This is a genomic window from Pseudomonas sp. Con_6, from assembly GCF_059379395.1.
Window position 1 is genome coordinate 1,519,995 of sequence record NZ_CM182011.1, and the last position, 23,159, is coordinate 1,543,153.

21 protein-coding genes are annotated in these 23,159 nt (G+C 63.7%); 9 read left to right on the forward strand and 12 right to left on the reverse strand.

The window, feature by feature from the left end:
• The first annotated feature begins 116 nt into the window (after nt 1-116).
• Genes rnc through pdxJ form a run of 4 tightly spaced genes read left to right on the forward strand, consistent with a single transcriptional unit; the run spans nt 117 to nt 3,233 of the window.
• Nucleotides 117-806: a ribonuclease III gene (gene rnc / locus AC5QPF_RS06990; RefSeq protein WP_042122669.1), complete on the forward strand. Its 690-nt coding sequence runs from the start codon at nt 117-119 to the stop codon at nt 804-806.
• The gene (era, locus tag AC5QPF_RS06995; RefSeq protein ID WP_494962548.1) at nt 799-1,704 is read left to right on the forward strand and encodes a GTPase Era; all 906 of its coding nucleotides are present in this window, start codon (nt 799-801) and stop codon (nt 1,702-1,704) included. The genes rnc and era overlap by 8 nt, the downstream gene beginning before the upstream one ends.
• A 57-nt stretch (nt 1,705-1,761) precedes the next feature.
• On the forward strand, nt 1,762-2,445 hold the full coding sequence (gene recO, locus AC5QPF_RS07000; RefSeq protein ID WP_494962549.1) for a DNA repair protein RecO: 684 nt from the start codon (nt 1,762-1,764) through the stop codon (nt 2,443-2,445).
• A 44-nt stretch (nt 2,446-2,489) separates the two neighbouring features.
• The gene (gene pdxJ / locus AC5QPF_RS07005; protein ID WP_494962550.1) at nt 2,490-3,233 is read left to right on the forward strand and encodes a pyridoxine 5'-phosphate synthase; all 744 of its coding nucleotides are present in this window, start codon (nt 2,490-2,492) and stop codon (nt 3,231-3,233) included.
• 101 nt (nt 3,234-3,334) lie between these two features.
• Here the strand turns inward: pdxJ and AC5QPF_RS07010 are convergent, their stop codons facing one another.
• From AC5QPF_RS07010 to cmoA, 4 genes are all read right to left on the reverse strand, one after another.
• Nucleotides 3,335-4,714: a heavy metal sensor histidine kinase gene (locus AC5QPF_RS07010; RefSeq protein WP_494962551.1), complete on the reverse strand. Its 1,380-nt coding sequence runs from the start codon at nt 4,712-4,714 to the stop codon at nt 3,335-3,337.
• The gene (locus tag AC5QPF_RS07015; protein WP_494962552.1) at nt 4,711-5,385 is read right to left on the reverse strand and encodes a heavy metal response regulator transcription factor; all 675 of its coding nucleotides are present in this window, start codon (nt 5,383-5,385) and stop codon (nt 4,711-4,713) included. Before AC5QPF_RS07015 ends, AC5QPF_RS07010 begins: the two co-directional genes overlap by 4 nt.
• 257 nt (nt 5,386-5,642) lie before the next feature.
• On the reverse strand, nt 5,643-6,599 hold the full coding sequence (cmoB, locus tag AC5QPF_RS07020; RefSeq protein WP_494962553.1) for a tRNA 5-methoxyuridine(34)/uridine 5-oxyacetic acid(34) synthase CmoB: 957 nt from the start codon (nt 6,597-6,599) through the stop codon (nt 5,643-5,645).
• Entirely contained in the window at nt 6,596-7,339 is a 744-nt protein-coding gene (gene cmoA, locus AC5QPF_RS07025; protein WP_494962554.1) for a carboxy-S-adenosyl-L-methionine synthase CmoA, read from the reverse strand. The genes cmoB and cmoA overlap by 4 nt, the downstream gene beginning before the upstream one ends.
• Nucleotides 7,340-7,573: 234 nt before the next feature.
• Here cmoA and AC5QPF_RS07030 point away from each other — a divergent pair, with 234 nt between their 5' ends.
• Both AC5QPF_RS07030 and AC5QPF_RS07035 read left to right on the forward strand, forming a co-directional pair.
• Nucleotides 7,574-8,785, forward strand: coding sequence for an alpha-xenorhabdolysin family binary toxin subunit A (locus AC5QPF_RS07030; protein ID WP_494962555.1), 1,212 nt, complete (start codon nt 7,574-7,576; stop codon nt 8,783-8,785).
• Nucleotides 8,782-9,726: an alpha-xenorhabdolysin family binary toxin subunit B gene (locus AC5QPF_RS07035; RefSeq protein WP_494962556.1), complete on the forward strand. Its 945-nt coding sequence runs from the start codon at nt 8,782-8,784 to the stop codon at nt 9,724-9,726. The genes AC5QPF_RS07030 and AC5QPF_RS07035 overlap by 4 nt, the downstream gene beginning before the upstream one ends.
• Here the strand turns inward: AC5QPF_RS07035 and AC5QPF_RS07040 are convergent.
• Nucleotides 9,723-10,115 (reverse strand): protease inhibitor I42 family protein, encoded by a 393-nt coding sequence (locus tag AC5QPF_RS07040; protein WP_494964134.1) that lies wholly within the window; start codon nt 10,113-10,115, stop codon nt 9,723-9,725. The two genes, AC5QPF_RS07035 and AC5QPF_RS07040, sit on opposite strands and share 4 nt — an antisense overlap.
• Before the next feature lie 214 nt (nt 10,116-10,329).
• The gene (gene lon, locus AC5QPF_RS07045) at nt 10,330-12,750 is read right to left on the reverse strand and encodes an endopeptidase La (protein WP_494962557.1); all 2,421 of its coding nucleotides are present in this window, start codon (nt 12,748-12,750) and stop codon (nt 10,330-10,332) included.
• 179 nt (nt 12,751-12,929) lie between these two features.
• On the opposite strand from lon, the gene AC5QPF_RS07050 reads away from it, so the two are divergent.
• The gene (locus AC5QPF_RS07050) at nt 12,930-13,379 is read left to right on the forward strand and encodes a ubiquitin-conjugating enzyme E2 (RefSeq protein ID WP_494962558.1); all 450 of its coding nucleotides are present in this window, start codon (nt 12,930-12,932) and stop codon (nt 13,377-13,379) included.
• Nucleotides 13,380-13,410: 31 nt separating this feature from the next.
• Here AC5QPF_RS07050 and AC5QPF_RS07055 read toward each other — a convergent pair whose 3' ends face one another.
• The 3 genes from AC5QPF_RS07055 to AC5QPF_RS07065 form a co-directional block, all read right to left on the reverse strand.
• A complete protein-coding gene (locus AC5QPF_RS07055) occupies nt 13,411-15,819 on the reverse strand; it encodes a membrane-bound PQQ-dependent dehydrogenase, glucose/quinate/shikimate family (RefSeq protein ID WP_494962559.1) in 2,409 nt (802 codons plus the stop codon).
• A 44-nt stretch (nt 15,820-15,863) separates the two neighbouring features.
• Complete coding sequence (locus AC5QPF_RS07060) at nt 15,864-17,201, reverse strand: carbohydrate porin (RefSeq protein ID WP_494962560.1); 1,338 nt, start codon at nt 17,199-17,201, stop codon at nt 15,864-15,866.
• A gap of 240 nt (nt 17,202-17,441) precedes the next feature.
• Nucleotides 17,442-19,445, reverse strand: coding sequence for a TonB-dependent receptor domain-containing protein (locus AC5QPF_RS07065; protein ID WP_494962561.1), 2,004 nt, complete (start codon nt 19,443-19,445; stop codon nt 17,442-17,444).
• Nucleotides 19,446-19,598: 153 nt separating this feature from the next.
• Here AC5QPF_RS07065 and AC5QPF_RS07070 point away from each other — a divergent pair, with 153 nt between their 5' ends.
• Together AC5QPF_RS07070 and AC5QPF_RS07075 are read left to right on the forward strand one after the other, a co-directional pair.
• Nucleotides 19,599-19,832, forward strand: coding sequence for a VF530 family protein (locus AC5QPF_RS07070; RefSeq protein WP_458975491.1), 234 nt, complete (start codon nt 19,599-19,601; stop codon nt 19,830-19,832).
• On the forward strand, nt 19,810-20,463 hold the full coding sequence (locus AC5QPF_RS07075) for a Pr6Pr family membrane protein (protein ID WP_494962562.1): 654 nt from the start codon (nt 19,810-19,812) through the stop codon (nt 20,461-20,463). Before AC5QPF_RS07070 ends, AC5QPF_RS07075 begins: the two co-directional genes overlap by 23 nt.
• A gap of 9 nt (nt 20,464-20,472) precedes the next feature.
• Here the strand turns inward: AC5QPF_RS07075 and AC5QPF_RS07080 are convergent, their stop codons facing one another.
• The 3 genes from AC5QPF_RS07080 to AC5QPF_RS07090 form a co-directional block, all read right to left on the reverse strand.
• Nucleotides 20,473-21,240, reverse strand: a complete 768-nt coding sequence (locus tag AC5QPF_RS07080) for a siderophore-interacting protein (protein ID WP_494962563.1) — start codon at nt 21,238-21,240, stop codon at nt 20,473-20,475.
• Entirely contained in the window at nt 21,237-21,794 is a 558-nt protein-coding gene (locus AC5QPF_RS07085; RefSeq protein WP_494962564.1) for a helix-turn-helix transcriptional regulator, read from the reverse strand. The genes AC5QPF_RS07080 and AC5QPF_RS07085 overlap by 4 nt, the downstream gene beginning before the upstream one ends.
• Before the next feature lie 287 nt (nt 21,795-22,081).
• Nucleotides 22,082-23,032, reverse strand: coding sequence for an IS110 family transposase (locus AC5QPF_RS07090; protein ID WP_494960164.1), 951 nt, complete (start codon nt 23,030-23,032; stop codon nt 22,082-22,084).
• Nucleotides 23,033-23,159 lie beyond the last annotated feature (127 nt).

Below are 23,159 nucleotides of genomic sequence, written 5' to 3' on the forward strand. Positions count from 1 at the left end.
GTATCGAGGGATCCCGCAGCGGGCTCCCGGCCAGCGGGCATGAATCCATATGTCTTTCAGGATCCGCATTTGAACAACGCTTTTCTGAACCACCAAGAACATCGCGTGGGTAAACCGTGAGCCCTTCCCTGAGTCGCCTCGAGCGCAAGCTCGGCTACACCTTCAAGAACCAGGAGCTGATGCTGCTGGCCCTGACCCATCGCAGTTTCGCCGGGCGCAACAACGAGCGCCTGGAGTTTCTCGGCGATGCGATCCTCAACTTCGTCGCCGGCGAAGCCCTGTTCGAACGCTTTCCCCAGGCCCGTGAAGGCCAGCTGTCGCGCCTGCGTGCGCGTCTGGTGAAAGGTGAGACCCTGGCCCTGCTGGCCCGCGGCTTCGAACTCGGCGACTACCTGCGCCTGGGCTCGGGCGAACTGAAAAGCGGCGGTTTCCGCCGTGAATCGATCCTTGCCGACGCCCTGGAGGCCCTGATCGGCGCCATCTACCTCGACGCCGACATGCAGACCGCCCGCGAGCGCGTGCTGTCCTGGCTGGCCGGCGAGTTCGACAGCCTGACCCTGGTCGACACCAACAAGGATCCCAAGACCCGCCTGCAGGAATTCCTCCAGTCCCGGGCCTGTGAACTGCCCCGCTATGAAGTGGTGGATATCCAGGGCGAGCCGCACTGCCGGACGTTTTTCGTCGAGTGCGAAGTGACCCTGTTGACCGAAAAGAGCCGGGGGCAGGGTGTCAGCCGGCGTATCGCCGAGCAGGTGGCAGCCGCCGCGGCACTGATCGCCCTGGGCGTGGAGAATGGCAATGACTGAAGAAATGAACACCACCCGTTGCGGCTACGTCGCCATCGTCGGCCGTCCCAACGTGGGCAAGTCGACGCTGCTCAACCACATCCTCGGGCAGAAGCTGGCGATCACCTCGCGCAAGCCCCAGACTACCCGCCACAACATGCTCGGGATCAAGACCGAGGGTGACGTGCAGGCGATCTACGTCGATACCCCGGGTATGCACAAGAGCAACGAGAAGGCGCTCAACCGCTACATGAACAAGACCGCCTCGGCGGCGTTGAAGGACGTCGACGTGGTGATCTTCGTGGTCGACCGCACCCGCTGGACCGATGAGGACCAGCTTGTTCTCGAACGCGTGCAGTACGTGCAGGGGCCGGTGATTCTGGCGATCAACAAGACCGACCGCATCGAAGAGAAAGCCGACCTGATCCCGCACCTGCAATGGCTGCAGGAGCAACTGCCGAACGCCGAGATCGTGCCGATCTCCGCGCAGCAGGGGCATAACCTCGACGCTCTGGAAGCGCTGATCGCCAAGCACCTGCCGGAGAACGAGCACTTCTTCCCGGAAGACCAGATCACCGACCGCAGCAGCCGCTTCCTCGCTGCCGAACTGGTGCGCGAGAAGATCATGCGCCAGCTCGGCGCCGAGCTGCCGTACCAGATCACCGTGGAAATCGAGGAATTCAAGCAGCAGGGTCATGTCCTGCACATTCATGCGCTGATCCTCGTCGAACGCGACGGCCAGAAGAAGATCATCATTGGCGACAAGGGCGAGCGCATCAAACGCATCGGTTCCGAGGCGCGCAAGGACATGGAAGTGCTGTTCGACGCCAAGGTCATGCTCAACCTCTGGGTCAAGGTCAAGGGCGGCTGGTCCGACGACGAGCGTGCCCTGCGTTCGCTGGGCTACGGCGACCTGTAATCCCTCCCCGGGCCCGATACCGTCCGGTATCGGGCCGACTTTCCTGCGAAGCCGTCCATGGATCAGCCAGAAGCCCTGCCGGCCTACGTCCTGCACAATCGCCCCTACCGCGAGACCAGCGCCTTGGTGGATTTCCTCACCCCGCAGGGCCGGGTCCGCGCGGTCATGCGCCGTGCCCGCGGCAAGGGCGGCAGCCTGGCGCGGCCGTTCGTGCCGCTGGAAGTGGAACTGCGCGGGCGTGGCGAGCTGAAGAACGTCGGACGCCTGGACACCCTTGGCGTGGCCTCGTGGCTCGTGGGGGACGCGTTGTTCAGCGGGCTGTACCTGAACGAGCTGCTGACCCGCCTGCTGCCAGCGGAAGATCCGCACCCCGCGCTGTTCGAGCACTACGCCGCGACCCTGCAGGCCCTGGCCGCCGGGCGCCCGCTGGAACCGCTGCTGCGCAGTTTCGAATGGCGCCTGCTGGATGAACTGGGCTACGCCTTCGCCCTCGACCAGGACATCAATGGCGACACCCTGGTCGCGGATGGATGGTACCGCCTGCAGGTGGATGCCGGGCTTGAGCGGGTCTACCTGCTGCAGCCTGGGCTGTTCAGCGGTCTCGAGCTGGCGGCCATGGCCGAGGCCGACTGGGATGCGCCGGGCGCCCTCGGCGCGGCCAAGCGCCTGATGCGCCAGGCGCTGGCCGTTCATCTGGGCGGACGGCCTCTGGTCAGCCGGGAACTGTTTCGCAAGCGCTGAGCACGTCGTATGCTGTCGGGCTCAACTTCCAGGAGAGCTTCTTCGTGACTCACAGCAACCGCATCCTTCTCGGCGTCAACATCGACCACGTGGCGACTCTGCGCCAGGCCCGTGGCACCCGATACCCCGACCCGGTCAAGGCCGCGCTGGACGCCGAAGAGGCCGGTGCCGACGGCATCACCGTGCACCTGCGCGAAGACCGCCGGCATATCCAGGAGCGTGACGTGCTGGTGCTCAAGGACGTGCTGCAGACCCGCATGAACTTCGAGATGGGTGTCACCGAGGAAATGATGGCGTTCGCCGAGCGTATCCGCCCGGCGCATATCTGCCTGGTGCCGGAAACCCGCCAGGAGCTGACCACCGAAGGCGGTCTTGACGTGGCCGGCCAGGAAGCGCGGATCAAGGCGGCGGTGGAGCGCCTGGCGCGGCTGGGTTCGGAAGTATCCTTGTTCATCGATGCCGACGAGCGGCAGATCGAGGCTTCGCGCCGGGTTGGCGCGCCGGCGATCGAACTGCATACCGGGCGTTATGCCGATGCACACACACCGGCAGAAGAAGCTGACGAACTGAAGCGCATCGCAGACGGCGTGGCGTTCGGTCTGAGCCAGGGCCTGATCGTCAATGCCGGGCATGGCCTGCATTACCACAATGTCGAAGCGGTGGCGGCGATCAAGGGGATCAACGAGCTGAACATCGGTCATGCGCTGGTGGCCCATGCGTTGTTCGTTGGCTTCAAGGGCGCGGTAGCGGAAATGAAGGCGCTGATCCTGGCCGCAAGCCGCGGTTGAATGGTTTTGGGGCCGCTATGCGGCCCTTCGCGAGCAAGCTCTCTCCCACAAAGATGATGTGTGTGCTTGTGGGCGCGAGTGCAAAGCAGGCCAAAAGCCAGTCAACCCGGGAACACCAGACTGAACCGGGTAGGCCCCTGTACCGCGCTGCTCACCTCCACCCGTCCGCCATGCACCTGCATGATCGAACGCACGATCGCCAGCCCCAATCCCGTTCCGCCATCCAGCCGCGACCTGCCACCCCCCACCCGATAGAACCGCTCGAACAGATGGGGCAGATGCTCGTTCGCAATCCCCGGACCATCATTTTCCACCCGGCACTCCAGTCCATCTTCCCGTGCGCCGATAGCGACCCGCACCACGCTGCCCTCCGGCGCATGCCGGATCGCGTTGCTCAACAGGTTCGACAGGGCCCGCTGCACCATCAACCGGTCACCCGGCACCGTGCCCCAGCCACTCACCTGCAACACCACTGCGCGGCTTTCCGCACTGATATCGAACAACTCCGCCACTTTCCGCGCTTCGTCAGCCAGGTTTACCGGAGTGAGCTGCAATTTCACCAGCGGTTGCTCGACCTGGGCGAGGAACAGCATATCGGTGATGATCCGGCTCAACCGCGTCAGTTCCTCGATGCTGTCCTCCAGTGCCAGCTTGTAGTCCTGAGCTGGTCGTTCGCGGCTGAGGGTCACCTGGGCCCGTCCCATCAGGTTACTGATCGGCGTGCGCAGCTCATGGGCCAGGTCATCGGAGAACTGGGAAAGCTGACGCACGCCGTTTTCCAGGCGATCGAGCATGATGTTGATGCTACGCGCCAGAGCTTGCAGTTCCTGTGGCAAGCGGGTTTCCGGCAGGCGATGGCCCAGGTCCTGGGCTGAGACCTGCTCGGCGATGCGGCGGAAACGGCGCAGCGGTGCCAGGCCACCCTGCACCAGTTTCCAGGCACAGACTCCGATCAGCAGCAACAGGAGTGGCAGGGCGAGCAGGGTCGAGCGCAGGTAGGCATGCAGCAACTCGATGTCTTCGCCGCGGTTTACCGTCAGCAGCACCTGGACCGCCGTACCGTCCTGCAAGCGCATGCTGCGGGCCGCAGTGAGCAGTTGATCGCCGCGGCTGTCGGTCCATTCGCTGAACGCCAGTTGCGGCCCGATGACGATGGGCTCGGATGGCGCTTCCAGTGTCGGCCCCAGGCTCAGCCGTGCCGGATGACGAGGGCTGCGTTCGATCACGCTCAGGCTCAGGTTGTCATGGCCCATGACTACGTCGAGCAGCGGATGAGCGCGGACGCTGAGATCGGCCACTTTGAGATCGACATTCAGGCTATGCTCGATCTGGACCATCTTGCGGTCCAGATGGTCGCGGGCACGTTGGTCCAGTTCGCGGTCGAGGGCGAATATCGCCAAGGCCGCCAGCAACAGCACCAGCGCTGCGCCCATGAGGATCACGCTCAGGCCCAGACGCAGCGACAGGCGAGTCGGTTTCATCCGCGTGCTTCCAGGACATAGCCGACACCGCGCAGGGTATGGATCAGCTTGTCTTCGAACGGATCGTCGATCTTTGCCCGCAGACGGCGGATCGAGACTTCCACCACGTTGGTATCGCAGTCGAAGTTCATGTCCCACACCAGCGAGATGATCTGGGTGCGCGACAGCACCTCGCCGCTCTGGCGCATCAGCAGGTGGAGCAGGGCGAATTCCTTCGCGGTCAGGTCGATGCGCTGGCCGGCACGGTAGGCACGGTGGCGGCCGGGATCGAGTTCGAGGTCGGCGACCTTCAGGGTCGAGGGTGCCAGCGCCTGCTCGCTACGCCGCAACAGGCTGCGCACCCGGGCCAGCAGTTCGGGAAACTCGAAGGGCTTGAGCAGGTAGTCGTCGGCGCCGAGGTCGAGGCCCTTGACGCGATCGGACAGGCGCCCGTGTGCGGTCAGCATCATGATTCGCGTGGCCGACTGCGCGCGCAGGCGCTGGAGCACGGTCCAGCCATCCATTTCCGGCAGGTTGACGTCGAGGATGACCAGGTCGTAGGTGTGCTGCAGGGCCAGATGCAAACCATCGGCGCCGGTGCGGGCGCAGTCGACCACGTAACCATTTTCGCTGAGGCCCTGTTGCAGGTAGTCGGCGGTGCGGACTTCGTCCTCGATGACAAGTAGACGCATGGGGAAACTCTGGATGAAGAAAGGCCGCGATTCTCGAGCCTGAAGTAGCTTCAGTGTCAAGCGAGAGGAGGGGTATGGTATGACAGGGTGTTGCGAGAGAGGGGAAGGTTACGGATTTGTAATGTTTCAGCCATTTGCGGGTTAGGTGAGCCTGAGGGCCTCATCGCGGGCAACGCCCGCGATGAGGCCCTCAGGTTTCGTGGCGCATGCGGTCCCTGTGGGAGCGGGCATTGCCCGCGATGGCCCTGAGGACCAACCTATTTCCTGGCCACCAGCACAGCCCGTCGCGGCGCCGGCAAGCCTTCGATGGTTCTGCTGTGATCGTCAGGATCGAGGAAATCACTCAGCGACTGGTACTTCATCCACTCGGTACTGCGCTGTTCCTCGACGCTGGTCACGCTGACATCCACGCACCGTACGTCTCTGAACCCTGCACGCCGCAGCCAGCGCTCCAGCGCCGGCACCGATGGCAGGAACCACACATTGCGCATCTGCGCGTAGCGATCTTCCGGCACCAGCACCTGGTTCTCGTCGCCCTCGATCACCAGGGTCTCCAGCACCAGTTCACCGTCCTTGACCAGGCAGTCCTTGAGCGCCAGCAGGTGCTCGATCGGCGAGCGACGGTGGTAGAACACGCCCATGGAGAACACCGTGTCGAAGCCTTCCAGCGCCGGTGGCAGGTCTTCCAGGGCGAACGGCAGGTGCCAGGCCGGCAGTTCCGGCAGGTAGCGCTGCACCGCCTGGAACTGGCAGAAGAACAGCCAGTTCGGGTCGATGCCGACCACGCTGTCGGCCCCGGCGCCAAGCATGCGCCACTGGTAGTAGCCATTGCCGCAGCCGACATCCAGCACGCGCTTTCCACGCAGGTCCAGATGCTGTGACACCCGCGACCATTTCCAGTCCGAGCGCCATTCGGTGTCGACATGCACGCCGAACAGGTCGAACGGACCCTTGCGCCATGGGGACAGGCCCATCAGCGCGGCACGCGCCTGCTCGCGGGTGGCGTCGTCGCAGGCGAAGTCCAGGCGCAGGCCGTTGACCAGGTCGACCTCGCTCGGGGTCAGCGTCGGCAGGCCATCCAGCGCGCTTTGCCAGCGCTCCAGGTCACCGTGGCCTTTTTCCAGCTTGGCATCGAGTTGGGCTTGCAGGCCTTGCGACCAGGAGGCCAGCGGGGTGCCCGCCAGGCGGCGGACCAGAGGAGACAGATCGATCATGGCAGGGCAATCATGGAAGCGAAGTTCAGGCACTGGAACCACGGCACCACCTTGGAGAAGCCGGCGGCCTTGAGGCGGGCGCGGTGTTCTTCGAGGCTGTCGGGTTTCATCACGTTTTCGATGGCACTGCGTTTCTGGGCGATTTCCAGTTCGCTGTAGCCGTTGGCGCGCTTGAAGGCGACATGCAGGTCGGTGAGCAGGGCATGCTCGCCTTCGTCTTCGAAGCGCAGTTTTTCCGAGAGGATCAGCGCACCGCCCGGCACCAGTGCCTGGCGGATACGCGTGAGCAAGGCCAGGCGTGCCGCCGGCTCGATGAACTGCAGGGTGAAATTCATCGCCACCACCGAGGCCGGCTGCAACTCAAGGGTGGTGATGTCGGCTTCCACCACCTGCACCGGGAGCAGCTCCTGGTACATGGCGTCCTGGGCCTTCAGGTATTCGCCGCAGCGCTCGACCATGGCCGCCGAGTTGTCCACCGCCAGCACCCGGCAGCCATCGCTGCGCACATGGCGGCGAAGGGCCTGGGTGACCGCGCCCAGGGAACTGCCGAGGTCGTAGAGCAGGGTGTCCGGACGGGCGAACTGCGCGGCGAGCACGCCGATGTTCTCGACGATGGTCGGGTAGCCGGGCACCGAACGCTTGATCATGTCGGGGAATACCCGCACGACATCTTCGTTGAAGGTGAAGTCGGGTACCTGGTCCAGCGCGGCGGCGAATAGGCGGTCGGGTTCTTGGCTCACGGTTTGGTCACGGGATGGTCGAAACGGGGCGCCATTCTAGCCAAGTGGGGAAGGGATGCCTATGTGTTGCCGGACGGACGCCCGGCTTCCACCGGTCTTGCCGGAGACGTCCGGCCTTGCACTGCGAAATGCGGCGACTTCGCGGGCCGGTCGCGGGGCTTAGGGTGGTTCGCCTGCCATGCCCGGCATGGTAGCGATCAGGTCCGGGAAGGGCCTTTTGACGAGGACTCAGCAATGACCACCCAAGAACAGAACTCATCGTTGCAGACGCTGGACGCGCAGCAGCGGGCCGAGTTCGTCCCGAAACAGTATTTCGATGTGATTTCCAACCGCGCCGACAACAACCGCATGCAACCGGCGCTGATCTTCACCGCAGACAACCTGAAGAGCATCAAGCGCTATGCGCACCATGTGGTGCGCTTGCCCAAGAGTGTCGAAGAAATCAGCGGCGCCCACGATTTTTCCCTGTTGGGCATCGATGTCACCCATGTCGATCGCCTCTACACCAACCTGCGGACCCACGTCGGCGCCTGGGAGGTGCTGGAGCGTGAGACCAAGACCCTCGGCACCCGCCTGGACCTGTTCGCCGGAACTTTTCTGGGCGAAGGCGAGCAGTTGCTCGACAAGCTTCGGGAGACGGAGGCTTTCCGTTCGTTGCGCGCGCGCTTGAGCGACGTGATCGACGAGGTCTCGCTGGCGCGGACGGGGTTCAGTGAAGTGGGCGAGAGCGATCGCCAGCAGATTGCCAACCTGGGTACTTACCTCAGCCTGATCCGCGAGGATATCGACGAAGTCAAGCTGCGCATCGGCGCGATCAAGGAGCGTGCGCAATGGTTCGCCGACGCTGTGGTCAAGCAGTTGCGCCCGGAGATCGATGCGTTGATGCGGCAGATCAAGGAGGTGAATCCGGAAAAGACCATCGACGAGTTGCGTGAGCAGATCGGGCCGCTGGACCGGGAAATCGAGCAGATGAATGCCGCCTACGACAAGTTGGTGGGCCTGGCTTTCACCGGCCTGGTGTTCGGCCCGATCGGCGTAGCCATCACCGGCGGCGTCTTCGGTGCCCAGGCCGAAGCGGTGCGCGCCACGCATCGGGAACTGAGCCAGCAGCGCGACCTGCTGGCGCGTCAGGTCGCTTCGATCAACCCGATGATCGGCGTCTTCGAAACCACCTCGGCGCAGATCGCCGACCTCAAGTTCCGTCTGACCGAAGTGCAGACAGCGGCGAAGAACCTGGAAGACGTGTGGAACATGCTGGGCGTGTATGTCGAGCAGTCCGGGGAGGACCTGGAGCAGATCGCCACGGATGTGCAATTGGCCACCTTCATCCTGCGTTTCGAGCGGGTGGTGCGCCCCTGGAAGAGCATTCGCGACATCTCTTCGCAGTTGTCGAAGATCTTCAACGAGACCATAGACGAGATCATCAAGCAAGGAGCGAACTCATGAGCCAGACCAGCCTGCGGACATTGCCGGACATCGGCAGGATGCACGATCTGAAGGAAGACTTTCTCAAGCAGTTGTACGGCACCACCCACGCCTTGCTGCCGGCACTTCGCGAGCAACTGAACGGGTTGTCCGAGCGGCTGCTCAACACCGACCGGTTGATGTCCGACCAGGTGCTCAGCGCGTTGGTGCTGATCGGTAACCACAAGTGGGATGCCTTGGGTACGGCGCCGGTGGAAACCTATCAGGAACTCGAACAGGACGCGCTGCGCGATACCCAGCGTCTGGAAGGCAAGGGGCGCGAAATCGCCGATGCCTTGAGCGCACTGGATCGGGTTCGGTTACCGGCGGTGGACGAACGCCTCGACAGCCTGAACGAGCAGAAAGCCACGTTGAGCCAGGCCATCGCCAACCAGCAGGCGCGCATCGGTGCGCTGGATGAGCAGATCACGGCCATGGCCGAGGTGATCAACGCCTTCGAGGCGCCTGATCTGCAGGCTCTCTTCAACCGCATGATTCCTACCGAGGCCGAGCTGGCGCTGATCCAGCAGACGCTGCTCAAGGGTGTCAGTCCGCAGATGCTGATCGCAGCGGCGCGGACCTTCGTCGAGAAACTCTCCGGCATCGTTGAAGGCCGCAAGTTCAGCGAAGTGGTCGCCACCCGTAGCCGCAAGGTGATCGAGCGTGGCGCCCTGGAGGATGAACTGTGTGCCTGGGAGAACCGTCGTCTTGGCATCGACCGCGAGTTAGGGCAATTGCCCAAGGTCGCAGTGATTGGCGGGGTTCGCGATCAGTGGCTGGAGCTGGCGCGAGGGCTGTCCGGTGACTGGGCAGAGCAGGTCGAAGCGATCAGGACGCAGACCACGTTGAAGGACATGGCCCAGGCCCTGTGCGAGATGGAAGGCTACCTGCTGGCAGTCAGGCGGCTCTATGAGGAGATCTAGCGCACTGTGATCGCACAGTCGAAGGTGCGTGCCGGCGGTTCCTCGGGGGCCCAGGGTTGCTGGTAGACCAGCACCAGATGGCCTTCGCCGGCGGTCCTGGCCTTGAAGCGCCAGGTCGACTGGCCGGCGCTGCCGACTACACCGTCACTGTCGTGGCTGCTGTAGACCTCCGGGCTGAGGACGCCGAGCACGGCGTTCGCCGGGTTCTGCAGCAGCCAGCGGTAGCCGGTGGTGGGGTTGCTTGGCAGGGTCAGGGTCAGAGCCTGGTCGACCGTCAGGTGGACCGGGCATTGGCTTTGTTTTTCCACCAGCACGGGTTCGTGGCGGCTGGCGTCATGGGAACAGGCGGCCAGCAGGCCGAAGCCCAGCAGCAGGGCGGGACGGCGGATCTTCATGCTTACTCCGGGTCGCAGCGTTGGATGCGGCTGGAGCTTAAACCGGATTCGGGGTGGGGTTCTAGCGCTGTGAGCGCTGCGTTGTCGTGCAGAGAACATAGGCCGAGAGCTCGACGCGGACCCTGTGGGAGCGGGTTCACCCGCGATTGCGATAGTGAATTCACCGACGCAATCGCGGGTGAACCCGCTCCCACAGGGACGGTGTGCCTCAGTTGAACAAGACCTTGGCCACATCCCCGAAGCGTTTGGCAAAGTGCACTGTCAGCCCCTGCTTCAGGTAATCCGGCAACTCCAGGAAATCACCGCGGTTCGCCTCCGGCAGGATCAGTTCGAAGATCTTCTGCCGCCGCGCCGCGATCACCTTCTCGCGTACCCCGCCAATCGGCAATACATGACCGGTCAGGGTCATTTCCCCGGTCATCGCCACGCCTTTCTTCGGCACCTGGTCCCGGGCCAGGGACAGCAGGGCGCTGGCCATGGTGATGCCGGCGCTGGGGCCGTCCTTCGGCGTGGCACCTTCAGGCACATGCAGATGGACGAAGGCCTCGTTGAAGAAGGTCGGGTCGCCGCCGTACTGCTTCAGGTGCGAGCTGACATAGCTGTAGGCGATCTCCGCCGATTCCTTCATCACGTCACCCAGTTGCCCGGTGAGCTTGAAGCCGCGGTTCAGCGTGTGGATGCGCGTCGCCTCGATCGGCAGAGTGGCACCGCCCATGCTGGTCCAGGCCAGGCCAGTGATCACACCCTTGCCGGCCAACACCTGCTCGCTGCGGAATACTGGCATGCCCAGGGCCGCTTCGAGGTCCTTGGGGCCGATCTTGATGGTCGCGTCCGGCTCGTCGAGCAGGCGTACCACGGCCTTGCGTACCAGTTTGCCGAGCTGTTTCTCCAACTGGCGCACCCCGGACTCGCGAGCATAGCCCTCGATCACCGTACGCAACGCGGCGTCGCTGATGCTCAGGCTGGTCTTGGCCACGCCGGCCTTTTGCAACTGCTTGGGCCACAGGTGGCGCTTGGCGATGGCCAGTTTTTCCTCGGTGATGTAGCCGGACAGGCGAATCACTTCCATGCGGTCGAGCAGCGGCCCGGGAATGGAGTCGAGGGTGTTGGCGGTACACACGAACAGCACCTTGGACAGGTCCAGGCGCAGGTCCAGGTAATGGTCGAGGAAGTCGACGTTCTGCTCCGGATCCAGGGTCTCCAGCAGCGCCGAGGCGGGGTCGCCCTGGTAGCTCTGGCCCATCTTGTCGATCTCGTCGAGCATGATCACCGGGTTCATGACCTCGACGTCCTTCAGCGCCTGCACCAGCTTGCCCGGCTGGGCGCCGATGTAGGTGCGGCGGTGACCCTTGATCTCCGCTTCGTCACGCATGCCACCGACGCTGAAGCGGTAGAACGGCCGGCCAAGGGATTCAGCAATGGACTTGCCGATGCTGGTCTTGCCCACCCCGGGCGGGCCCACCAGCAGGACGATGGAACCGCTGATCTCGCCCTTGTAGGCGCCAACCGCGAGAAATTCGAGGATGCGGTCCTTGACGTCATCGAGCCCGGAGTGGTGCTGGTCGAGGACCTTGCGCGCATGCTGGAGGCTGAGCTTGTCGTTGCCGTACACGCCCCAGGGCAGAGCGGTGGCCCATTCCAGGTAGTTGCGGGTGACGGCGTACTCCGGCGAGCCGGTCTCGAGGATCGCCAGCTTGCCCATCTCTTCGTCGATGCGCTTCTGCGCGGCAGCCGGCAGGGTCTTGCCCTCCAGGCGTTGTTTGAACTGTTCGAGGTCGGCGCTGCGGTCGTCCTTGGTCAGGCCCAGTTCCTGCTGGATGACCTTGAGCTGTTCCTTGAGGAAAAACTCGCGCTGATGCTCGCCGATCTGTCGGTTCACCTCGGCGGAAATCTCGTTCTGCAGGCGCGCGACTTCCACTTCCTTGCGCAGCATCGGCAGGACTTTTTCCATGCGCTTGAGCATTGGCACGCAGTCCAGTACTTCCTGGAGCTGGGTACCGGTGGCCGAGGTCAGCGCGGCGGCGAAGTCGGTGAGAGGTGACGGGTCGTTGGGACTGAAGCGGTTGAGGTAGTTCTTCAGCTCTTCGCTGTACAGCGGGTTGAGCGGCAGCAGTTCCTTGATCGCATTGATCAGCGCCATGCCGTAGGCCTTCACCTCGTCGGTGGGCTCGGGGCTCTGGTGTGGGTATTCGACTTCCACCAGGTACGGCGGGCGATGATGTTTCAGCCAGGTACGGATGCGCACCCGGGTCAGGCCCTGGGCGACGAACTGCAGCTTGCCGTTCTCGCGGCTGGCGTGGTGCACCTTGACCAGGGTGCCGTACAGCGGCAGGGCCGAGGTGTCGAAATGGCGGTGGTCTTGCGCCGGCTCGTCCATGAAGAACAGGGCCAGGGTGTGGTGGTCGGTCTTGGCCACCATGTCCAGGGTTTCCGCCCAGGGTTCCTCGTTGACGATTACCGGCAGCACCTGCGCCGGGAAGAATGGACGGTTGTGGATCGGTATCACATAGACCTTGTCCGGCAACTGCTGCCCCGGCAGCGCCAGGTGGCGGCCGGTGGGGTCATCGTCGAGATGCTCGACTTCGGCGTAGTCGTCGGGATGTTCCGGAAGATCCTGCTGGTCGCTCATGGGGCACCTGCGTGAATGACTATGGTGCTTAGATGGGGCGGTAGGAAGGTGGTTTCAATGCCTGACGGCTTTTGTCGGGAAGGCGTGTACTAAGCCGCGTTGATCCAGCGTAGTGCAAGGTCGCGGAGGATGATTGCCAAATGCTACTGTGGCGACTTCATCTGCGCAGGGAGTCACCCATGCCGTCGGCATTGAAACGCATTCAACTGGAACTGCAGGACTTCACCAAGCAACCGCCGCAAAATTGCAGCGCCGGGCCCATTCGCGATGACCTGTTCGACTGGCAGGCGACGATCATCGGGCCGGACCGTACGCCCTATGAGGGTGGAGTGTTTTTCCTTGAGGTGCATTTCCCCCAGGATTATCCGTTCAAGCCGCCGATGGTGAAGTTCGTCACGCGCATTCTTCACCCCAACATCGGTGAGGATGGCGAGATCGGGCTGGAGATTCTGCATGACAACTGGTCGCCGGCACTGACCCTGGCCAAGGTGCTGTTGAGCGTCACCGCGTTGCTGGCGGAGCCGGAGGCACGGGAGGCGTTGCGGCCGGAGGTGGCGGAGGAATTCTTGCGGGCGCGGGCGGAGTTCGAGAAGCGGGCGCGGGAGTGGACGGAGCGGTACGCGAAATGATCGGGGGCCGCAAAGCGGCCCCCGGTTCACCTCAATTCGGCAGCTTGTAGGCGATGATGTAGTCGCCCATCTTCGTCCCCAGCGAGCCATGCCCACCGGCGGTGACCAGCACGTACTGCTTGCCATCCTTGCCGGTGTAGGTCATTGGCGTCGCTTGTCCGCCGGCCGGCAGGCGCGACTTCCATAGTTCCTTGCCGGTATTGACGTCATACGCCCGCAGGTACTGATCCAGGGTGCCGCTGAGGAAGCCCAGGCCGCTGGCGGTGACGATCGATCCCCCCATGCTCGGTACACCGATCGGCAGGCCGATGGGGATCGGCGAGCTGTCGCGGCTGGTGCCGTTCTTGTGCTTCCACACCACCTTGTTGCTCAGCAGGTCGATGCCGGCGACATAGCCCCAGGCCGGCGCCTGGCACGGCACGCCCAGCGGCGACATGAACGGGTGCATGATCACCGCGTACGGCGCGCCAGTGTTCGGCTGCACGCCCGCGGTCTCGCTCTCGCGCTTCGCACCCTCGGCCACTTCGGCACGCGGCACCATCTTCGAGACGAAGGCCATGTAGTTCGGGCTGGTGAACAGCAATTGGCGCACCGGGTCCACCGAGACGCTGCCCCAGTTGAACACGCCGACGTTACCCGGGTAGACCAGCGAACCCTGCACCGACGGCGGGGTGTACTGGCCTTCGTAGCGCAACTCGCGGAACTGGATGCGGCAGAGCATCTGGTCGAACGGGCTGGCGCCCCACATGGCCTGTTCGGTGAGATCCGGGCCGAGCAGGTTGAGGTCGGAACGGGCCTGGGTCGGCGCGGTATGGTCGCCTTCCACCGCGCCTTGCGGCGCCGGGATCTCGCGGATCGGCACGATGGCGCTACCGTCGCGACGATCGAGCACGTACAGGCTGCCTTGCTTGGTCGGCGCGATCAGCGCCGGCTTGACGCCGTCGGCGGTCTTCAGGTCGAGCAGGGTCGGCTGGCTGCCGACGTCCATGTCCCACAGGTCGTGGTGGGTGAACTGGTAGTTCCAGCGCACCTTGCCGGTAGCGAGATCCAGGGCGACGATGCCGGCGCTGAATTTCTCCGCACCCGGGGTGCGGTCGGCGCCCCACTGGTCCGGGGTCTGGTTGCCCAGGGGCAGATAGATCATGCCGAGTTTTTCATCGACGCTGGCCAGCGACCACATGTTCGCCGAGTTGCGGCTGTAGGTCTTGCCCGGGGCCAGTGGCTTGGTGTCGTCCGGGTTGTTGCTGTCCCAGTTCCACACCAGGCGACCGTCATGCACGTCGTAGGCGCGGATCACGCCGGACGGCTCGTTGGTCGATTCGTTGTCGGTGACATGGCCGCCGATGATCACCAGGCCTCGGGTGATCGCCGCCGGCGAGGTGGAGTAGTAGCCACCGGCGGTGAACGGGCCGATGCCCTGGGTCAGGTCGATGGTGCCCTGGTTGGCGAAACCGTCGCAGACCTTGCCGTTGTCGGCGTTGAGCACGATCAGGCGGGCGTCGGCGGTGGGCAGGTAGAGACGCCGCGGGCAACTGCGGGCTACGGCCTGGCCGGCCTCGGAGATCTTCGGCGCGGGGCTGCCGTCGGTGTTCAGGTAGTTGTTTTCGTCATAGTAGGAAACGCCGCGGCAGGTCATGTGGGCGAAGCCCTTGAAGCTGCCGACAGGGCTCTTGATCTGCGGGTCGAAGCGCCAGATTTCCGCGCCGGTGTCCGGGTCCAGGGCCAGTACCTTGCTGTGGGCGGTGCAGGCGTAGAGCTTGCCGTTGACCTTGAGCGGGGTGTTCTGGTTGGTCAGCTCCACCGGGTCGTCGGCGCTGGGCATGTCGCCGGTGCGGATGCGCCAGGCTTCTTCCAGCTGGTAGATGTTGGTCGGGGTGATCTGGCGCAGCGGCGAGTAGCGGTCGCCGTACTCGGTGCGGCCGTAGGCCTGCCACTCGCCGTCGGGCATGTCCGGGGCGGTGTTGAACAGGGTAGTGGTGTCACGACCCAGCTCGCCCTTGATCTCGCCCGGGTGGGTGAACTGGCTGCCGATGGCGCTGGCGCCGGAGGCGAGCACGGCCACGCCGAGGATCGCCAGGTTGATGCGCGCCGGCTGGCCGGCCAGGCCGCGCAGCGGGCGGCGGGTCCAGGGCAGGAGGAGGATCACGCCGAGGGCGAACCACAGGGACAGGCGCGGCACCAGTTGCCACCAGTCCAGGCCCACTTCCCACAGCGCCCACGCGGTGCTGCCGAGCAGCACCAGGCCGTACAGGCCCAAGGCATGCTTGCGCAGGGCCAGCAACAGGACGCCGGACACGGCGAACCCGAACCCTGCGATCAGGTAATACAGCGACCCTCCGAGGTTCATCAGCTTGATGCCCCCGGCCACCAGGGCCATGCCCATCAGCAACAGCAGGACACCGAGCAGTCTCGGCAGCCAGCGGGTTCCTTCAGTGCGCATTGAATGTTCTCCGTCAGGTTGAAAGCGTCAGGCCCGCGGGCCGGTTAAAAGTGACTCTGGAGCTTGATGCCGCCGACCAGCGCGTCATCCACCTTGCCGACCCCGCCCGGATGGCGGATGTACTGCAGGTTCGGACGCACGGTGAGCCAGTCGGCCAGATGGAGGCCGTAGTACAGCTCGGCGCTGTACTCGGTGTCCTGGACCGGCAGGAAGGCGGGATCGTCGAAATCGTCGGTGCCGGCGGCACGGTTGTACGCTTCGGCATTCTTGCGGTAGGCGGGATTGACGTGCACGCGGGCGAGGGCGAAACCGATATCGTCCTTGCTCCGGACATCGAAGGGCCCCCGGTACACCACCCCTGCCTGAACATAGTTGTCGATGACATTGGTCTTCTTGTCGTGCAGCGTGGCATTGGCGAACAGGCTCAAACCACGGGAATGGTCGCTGGCCAACGATGTCACCTGCTGCTGTGCCCCCAGCCAGAAACCGTGCTTGCTTGAACGGCTGCGGTAGTCCTGGCCGCTCAGCGCGGCGGACTGGCCGTCGTCGTCGCGGTAAACATCCTTGGCATTGGCATTACTGTAGTAGTAGCCCGCTCGATATTCCCCTTTCAGGCCTCTGATTGCCGGGTTCCAGACCAGTTCAATCGGAAACATCGCGCCCTGGGTGCCGCTGCCGCTGAGCTTGAAGCCGTTCTGCCGCTCGAGGTTCGACGGGTTCTGCTCGAACGCGCCGGCCTGGGCATACAGCTCGGGCGTGAGGTTGTAGCGCACCCGCGCCGCCCACTGGCTGACCGGCCAGTTGTACCAGCTGTCGCCGACCCAGTTGCCCACCTGCGAGCCACAGAAGGCCAGGTTCTGGAAGTCGCAGGGGAAGCTGTTGAAGTCCTCGCCCTCGCCGAAGCGACCCAGTTTCACGTCCAGAGCGCCATCGAAATATTTCTGCTTGACCCACAACTGCGTCAGCCGCCAGGTCTGGCCACGGCCCCAGACTTCCTGGGCCGAGGTGAAGCCGCCGACCCGCGGGTCGTTGATGCGATCGTTGCTGATGTTGTTGCCGTGGCGCTCGGTGATGGTCAGCTGGAACTCGGTGTCGTGCCAGCCGAGGATCTTGTCCAGGTCCAGATGGCTGCCGAAGGCGAACTGGTCGCTGTAGCGCGCGGTGCGGTCGTGGTCATGCCCGCCGTGCAGGTTGCTGCCCATTTCGCCGGTGTAGTCGAGGCTGAAATCGTAGCCGCGTTCGGCCAGTTCGCTGCGGGTACCGTTCCAGTCGCCGAGCATCCACGGGGAGTCGGATTCGAAGGGGGCGGCGCCATGGGCGGAGGCAGTGAAGGCGCATAGCAGTGGCGCGGTGAAATGGCGAAGGGCAGGGAAACGTGGCATGAGATAGCGCTATCTTTTGATTGTGTGAGAAAACGGCAAATCTCCCGGCGTCGGGATGGCTCGCCAGGATGGGATGGATGGTTTGGGTAAGTGAAGCGTTTCAGCTTGCGGCGCGGAGGATACAGGGGGAAGGCGGGGAGGGGAAGGTTGGGTGTGGTGAGGGAGTGTTGTCGGATGGGTAATAATCGCTGGTCTTGAGGGGCCTCATCGCTGGCTTGCCAGCGATGGGCTTCACTCAGGTCAGAAGGTCGTGCGCAGACCAACCTCCACGCTACGACCCGGTGCCGGGGCGATATCCCGCAGGATCGAACTGGCATAACGCACGGTCTGGTCCGTCAGGTTCTCGCCGCGGACGAACGCCAGCCACTGGCTTTCACCGACATTGAAGTTGTAACCAACGCTCGCCCCCAGGGTGGTATAGCCATCGGTACTGGTCTCGTTGGCCGGCTTGCGGTGCTGCGACGCCGCATGCTGCACATCGATGCGCGCCTGCCACTTGTCCAGGTTCCACAACAGCCCGCTGTTCAGGCGCAGCGGTGCGATGCGCGGCAGGTCCTCGCCGTTGTCGAGGTTCTTCGCCCGGGTGTAGTCGCCGGACAGTTCCAGGGCCAGGTTGCCGTAAGGACTCTCCAGCAGTTTCCAGTGATCCTGCGCCTCTACCCCGTAGAAGCGCGCACGCACGCCGCTGTAGAGGAATTCAGGGATATCGCCGTCCTCACCGTCGCGCATCTCGCCACTGGCCAGCAGGCCGATGTAGTTTCGGAAGTGGCTGTAGAACACGCCGACGCTGCCCTTGTGGGTGTCATTGTCGAAGCGCAGGGCCAGGTCGCCGGACAGCGCCTTTTCCTTGGACAGGTTCGGATCACCCACTTCATAGCTGCCGGTGGCGACGTGGGCACCGTTGGCATAGAGCTCGTAGAAGGTCGGTGCCCGTTCGGTGTAGCCGAAGTTGGCGGCCAGCGACCAGACCGGCGTCAGTTGGTAGATGGCGCCGGAAGACAGGCTGGCGGCATTGAAGGTACTGGTGCCGCCGAGGTCGGCGAAGCGCTCGTTGTCCTTGCCGTCCGGATCGACCTTGGTGTGCTCCATACGCGCGCCGAGGCTCAGGTTCAGGCGTTCGGTAGCCTGCCATTGCTCCAGCAGGAACAGGGAGATGCTATCGGTATCGGTTTGCGGCACGAAGGCCTCTTCGCCCAGTGCCGAGAATTCGCTGCGGTTGACCTGCGCGCCGATCACCCCTTCCACCGGCCCCAGCGGCTGGTGGCGAGCTTCGATGCGGGCCTCGTAGCCCTTGTTCTTGAAGGTGGTGCCGACTTCGCCACCCTCCAGCTCACGGTGCTTGTACTCGGTGTAGCCGAGGTCGACCTTCACCGAACTGAACGGGCCTTCCAGGTCGCGGATTTCCGAAGCGAAGCCGTACTGGTCCTGCTGCATGTCGATGCGAACGTCAGGCTCGGCCACAGAGCCGTAGTTGGAGTCGTAACGGCTGTAGGACAGCCCGGTATAGCCGTGCTCCCAGGTGTAGGAGCCGCCGATGGCGCCGCCGTCCTGGCGCCCGTCGCTGTTTTCCAGGCGATGGCGGCTGCCGGGTTCGTCGGCATCGCGGACCTTGGTGCTTTGCGCGTAACCGGGAATGCGCAGGTCGTTGAACTGGCGGCTGTTGGCGTCCAGGTGCAGGGCGAAGGTACCGTCGCCGGCTTCCAGCTTGCCGGCGCTGCTGCGGGTGGTGTCGGCGCCGCCGTAGCGCAGTTCGCCGGCACCGTGGATGCCTTCGATGGCTTCGGTGGGGATACGGTTGTCGAAGGTGTTGACCACCCCGCCGATGGCGCTGCCGCCGTAGAGCAGGGCGGCCGGGCCGCGGACGATTTCCACGCGGTCGACGTTCACCGGATCCAGCGGTACGGCGTGGTCATAGGACAGCGACGAAGCGTCAAGCGCACCCACGCCGTTGCGCAGCATGCGGATACGGTCGCCATCCAGGCCGCGAATGATCGGCCGGCTGGCGCCCGGGCCGAACCAGGTGGAGGACACGCCCGGCTGGCTGTTGAGGGTCTCGCCGAGGCTGCCTTTCTGTTCCAGGGTCAGTTGGTCGCCTTCGAGCACGCTGCTCGGTGCTGCCAACTGTGCATTGCCCAGCGGGTTGGCGGTGATCACCTGGGGCTGCAATTCCACCGCGTGGCTCGGCGCGGACGCCAGCCACAGGGCGACGGCAAGGGGAGAAAGGGGAAGGGGCAGGTAACGCATGGAGGGTCCTTGGCAGATGTCATGTTTGGTTACACTATAACATTGCGATGAAGTCAAAATGCAATCCTCTCTCCGCGCAAGCCGCCGACTAGACTGCTGACAGCACCTGGCCACTGGGCTAAGGTGCGCACCTTCGTTTGGCTGGAGACAGGCATGAGTGCCGCTGACAAGAACCCGCTGCATGGCGTGACCCTGGAACAGATCGTCACCGCGCTGGTGGCTCACTACCAATGGGACGGACTGGCGCAACGCATCGATATCCGCTGCTTCAAGAGCGACCCGAGCATCAAGTCGAGCCTGACCTTCCTGCGCAAGACGCCCTGGGCCCGGGAAAAGGTCGAGGGCCTGTATCTGAAGATGCTGCGTGATCTCAAGCGCGCGCAGTAAGGCGCTGACTGGCGCCGCAGCCGTGCTTGGCTGGTTCGCCCTGGCGGTGCAGCTGTACCTGATCCTTATCGCGCGCTGGCAGGACCAGGCCAGCCTGCTGGGCGGGCTGGTGAACTTCTTCGGTTTCTTCACCGTGCTGAGCAATATGCTGGTGGCCACGGTGCTGAGCCAGGCGGCCTTTGGCCGGGAGTCGCGGGCGCGACGTTTCTGGCTGGAGCCGTGGGTGGCGGGCGGCGTGCTGGCGAGCATCCTTTTCGTCGCGATTGCCTACAGCCTGCTGCTGCGCCATCTCTGGCAACCCCAGGGCTGGCAATGGCTGGCGGACGGTTTGCTGCACGACGTGATGCCGGTGCTGTTCGCCGGGTACTGGTGGCTGCGGGTGGAGAAGGGCAGCCTGCGGCTCGGGCACCTGCTGGCCTGGTCGCTGTATCCGCTGGCTTACTTCGGCTATGCGCTGCTGCGTGGGGAGTGGATAGGTTTCTATCCCTATCCGTTCATCGATGTCACCGCGCTGGGCTATGCCCGGGTGCTGGGCAATGCGCTGGTGATGCTGGTGGCGTTCCTGCTGCTGGGCCTGGGCGTCATCGGCCTCGACCGTTGGCAGGGCCGGCGCCTGGCGTGCCGGCCCTGAACCCCCGGGTCATTCGTCGTCGTTCGGATCGAGACGCCAGTAGGCGGCGGCCTTGATACGGTCGTCGGCGATGCCTTTCTCTTCCAGCAGCAGCGCCTTGGCCTTGCGGGTCAGGGCCTTTTCCAGGGCGACCCAGGCGTACAGCTCGCCGCCCGGCAGGCTGATGTCGGCCAGCACTTTGAGCAGGTCCTGGCGATGCCGCTGGATCCAGATCACTTCGACATCGGCCTTGCTCGGCAGCGGCTGGCGTTCTTCTTCGTCCTCGATTTCGATCAGCGCCAGGACCTTGCGTCCGGCCGGCAGTTCTTCAAGACGGCGGCCGATGGCCGGGATCGCGGTTTCGTCACCCACCAGCAGGTAGCTGTCGAAAATATCCGGCACCACCAGCGAGCCGCGCGGACCGGCGATGTTCAGCGTGTGGCCGGGTTGGGCCTGGGCCGCCCAGGTCGACGCAGGGCCGTCGCCGTGGAGGACGAAGTCGAGGTCCAGCTCGTTGGCGACCAGGTCGATGCGCCGCGGCGTGTACTCGCGCATGGTCGGCTTGACGCCCTCTTTGGGCAGGTCGAGGGCGTCCATGGCGGCCTGTTCCTCGGCGTTGTTGGCGAACAGCAGTTTCACGTGATCGTCGCTGCCCAGGCTGATGAAGCCTTGCAGTTGCACCCCGCCGAGGGTGATGCGGCGCATGCGCGGGGTCAGGTCGATGACCCGCAGCACGCTCAGCTGGCGATGCTTGATCTGGTGCATCACGCGGTGAATGGTGTTTTCGCTAGCAGTCATTCGGATGGCTCCTGGGAAGGTTGATTTGCCGGGCCGGCAACGATGGCTTTCGCGGTTTCGTTGAGCAGGTTGCGCACCCGCTCTATTTCTTGTGGGGTCCAGCGCCCGCTGTGCATCTGCAGGGCATGGCGCAGGTTGTGGACGGCTTCGTGGATCTCCGGCGGACGGTCATGACCGCGCAGCGAGCGCTTGCTCACTTCGATGCGAGTACGCACGCCGTCGAGGGCCACGGCCTGTTCCTTGAGGAATTCACGACCGGCGTCGGTGGCCTGGTAGCGCTTCTTGCTGCCATGGGTTTCGCCGCAGATCAGTTCGCTTTCTTCGAGGAAGGTCAGGGTCGGGTAGATGACCCCGGGGCTTGGGCTGTAGTTGCCGTCGAACAGGGTTTCGATCTGGCGGATCAGGTCGTAGCCGTGACAAGGCTGGTCGGCCAGCATCGCCAGCAGGAGCAGCTTCAGGTCGCCCGGGGCGAACACCCGCGGACCGCGGTCGCCGCGTTCGCGACGGCGTTCGAAACCTTCGATTTCCCGGTGGCCGTGGTGGTGGTCGCGCATGGGGTGTCTCCTGGGTTACTTGCGATATGTCTCAAGATATTACTCAAGATATATCTTATTGCAAGTCGCAGAGATGACCAGGTCGGGTTGGTGTGGTGTTTTTGCGGGCCTCATCGTGGGCAACGCCCGCTCCCACAAAGACAGCGTGCACCGCCGCCGAACCTTGTGGGAGCAACTGTCTTTGAGGATTTATTTTCAAATGATCCCTTCAGACACGGCTTCGCCAGCGATACCGCGTAGCGGTGTCGCTGGCGAAGCCCGCTTTAAAAAATGGTCCTCGGTTTCTATCAGGCCGCGGATGCCTGAGCTTCCTGTTCTCTCCACTCCTTACCGTCTCTCAACATCGCATTGAGACGCACCAGGAGCTTGCGCATACATGCCACAACAGCGACCTTGGGAAGCTTTCCTCGCGCTCTCAAAGCCTGATACTCAGCTTTGACTTCCGGATCATGCCGGACCATCGACCAGGTCGACATATAGGTCGCGCCGCGGACTGCATAGCGTCCACCCTCGATCGATCTGGGGCCGTTCTTCTTGCCGCTGTCGTTGTTGTAGGGCGCCAATCCAGCCAAGGCCGCGATCTTGCGTCCCGTCACGGTTCCGAGTTCTGGCAGAAGCGCCATGAGCGTGCCGCACATGATGACCCCGATCCCTTTAACCGATCTCAAGCGCCTGGCTTTTTCCTTGTCCAGCACGTTCGAGGCATTTTCAATCGCCTTGTCCAAGGCCTTGATCTGGCCGTTAAGGTAAGCGATGTGATCGGTGTAAGTGGATACGGCTGTAGCGCAAGTGGTCTGTTTGATCCGGCGTTTGTCGCTGTCCCGACTCTTGACCAGGCTGCCTCGCAGCTTGATCAGTTCCCCCAACTCATCTCGGTCCTTGTTGGGCTCAACCTGGGGCACGTCCTCGAAATCTCTGGCAAACTTCGCCAGCATTTGAGCGTCGATCTTGTCGGTCTTGGCAATCCTGCCCATGGATTTCGCAAAGTCACGAGCGCGTTTGGGATTGACGCGGACTGCGTTCAGCCCGCCCAGCCGCAAGGCCCTGAATAGAGCCCTTTCATAACCGCCGGTGGCCTCAAGCAATACCCGCTCGACCTCAAGCTCATTCAAACAAGCGATCAACTGAGCGAAGCCTGCAGGGTCATTGCTGACTCGAAACTGTGAGATATTCGCGGGAAAGAAGCCCACGTCTACAGTCGCTTTCGAAACATCGAGACCAACACAGTAGGAAATCATTGCCAAGCCCTCTTACACTCAAGAAGTGAGAGCACTCTGACCTATCCCTAGCTTGTGATTTCGAGTTTCGTGGCTCATCCAACTGTTCGGGCTTCTGGTCAGAGTGAGAGGTGGATGGCGACTTGGC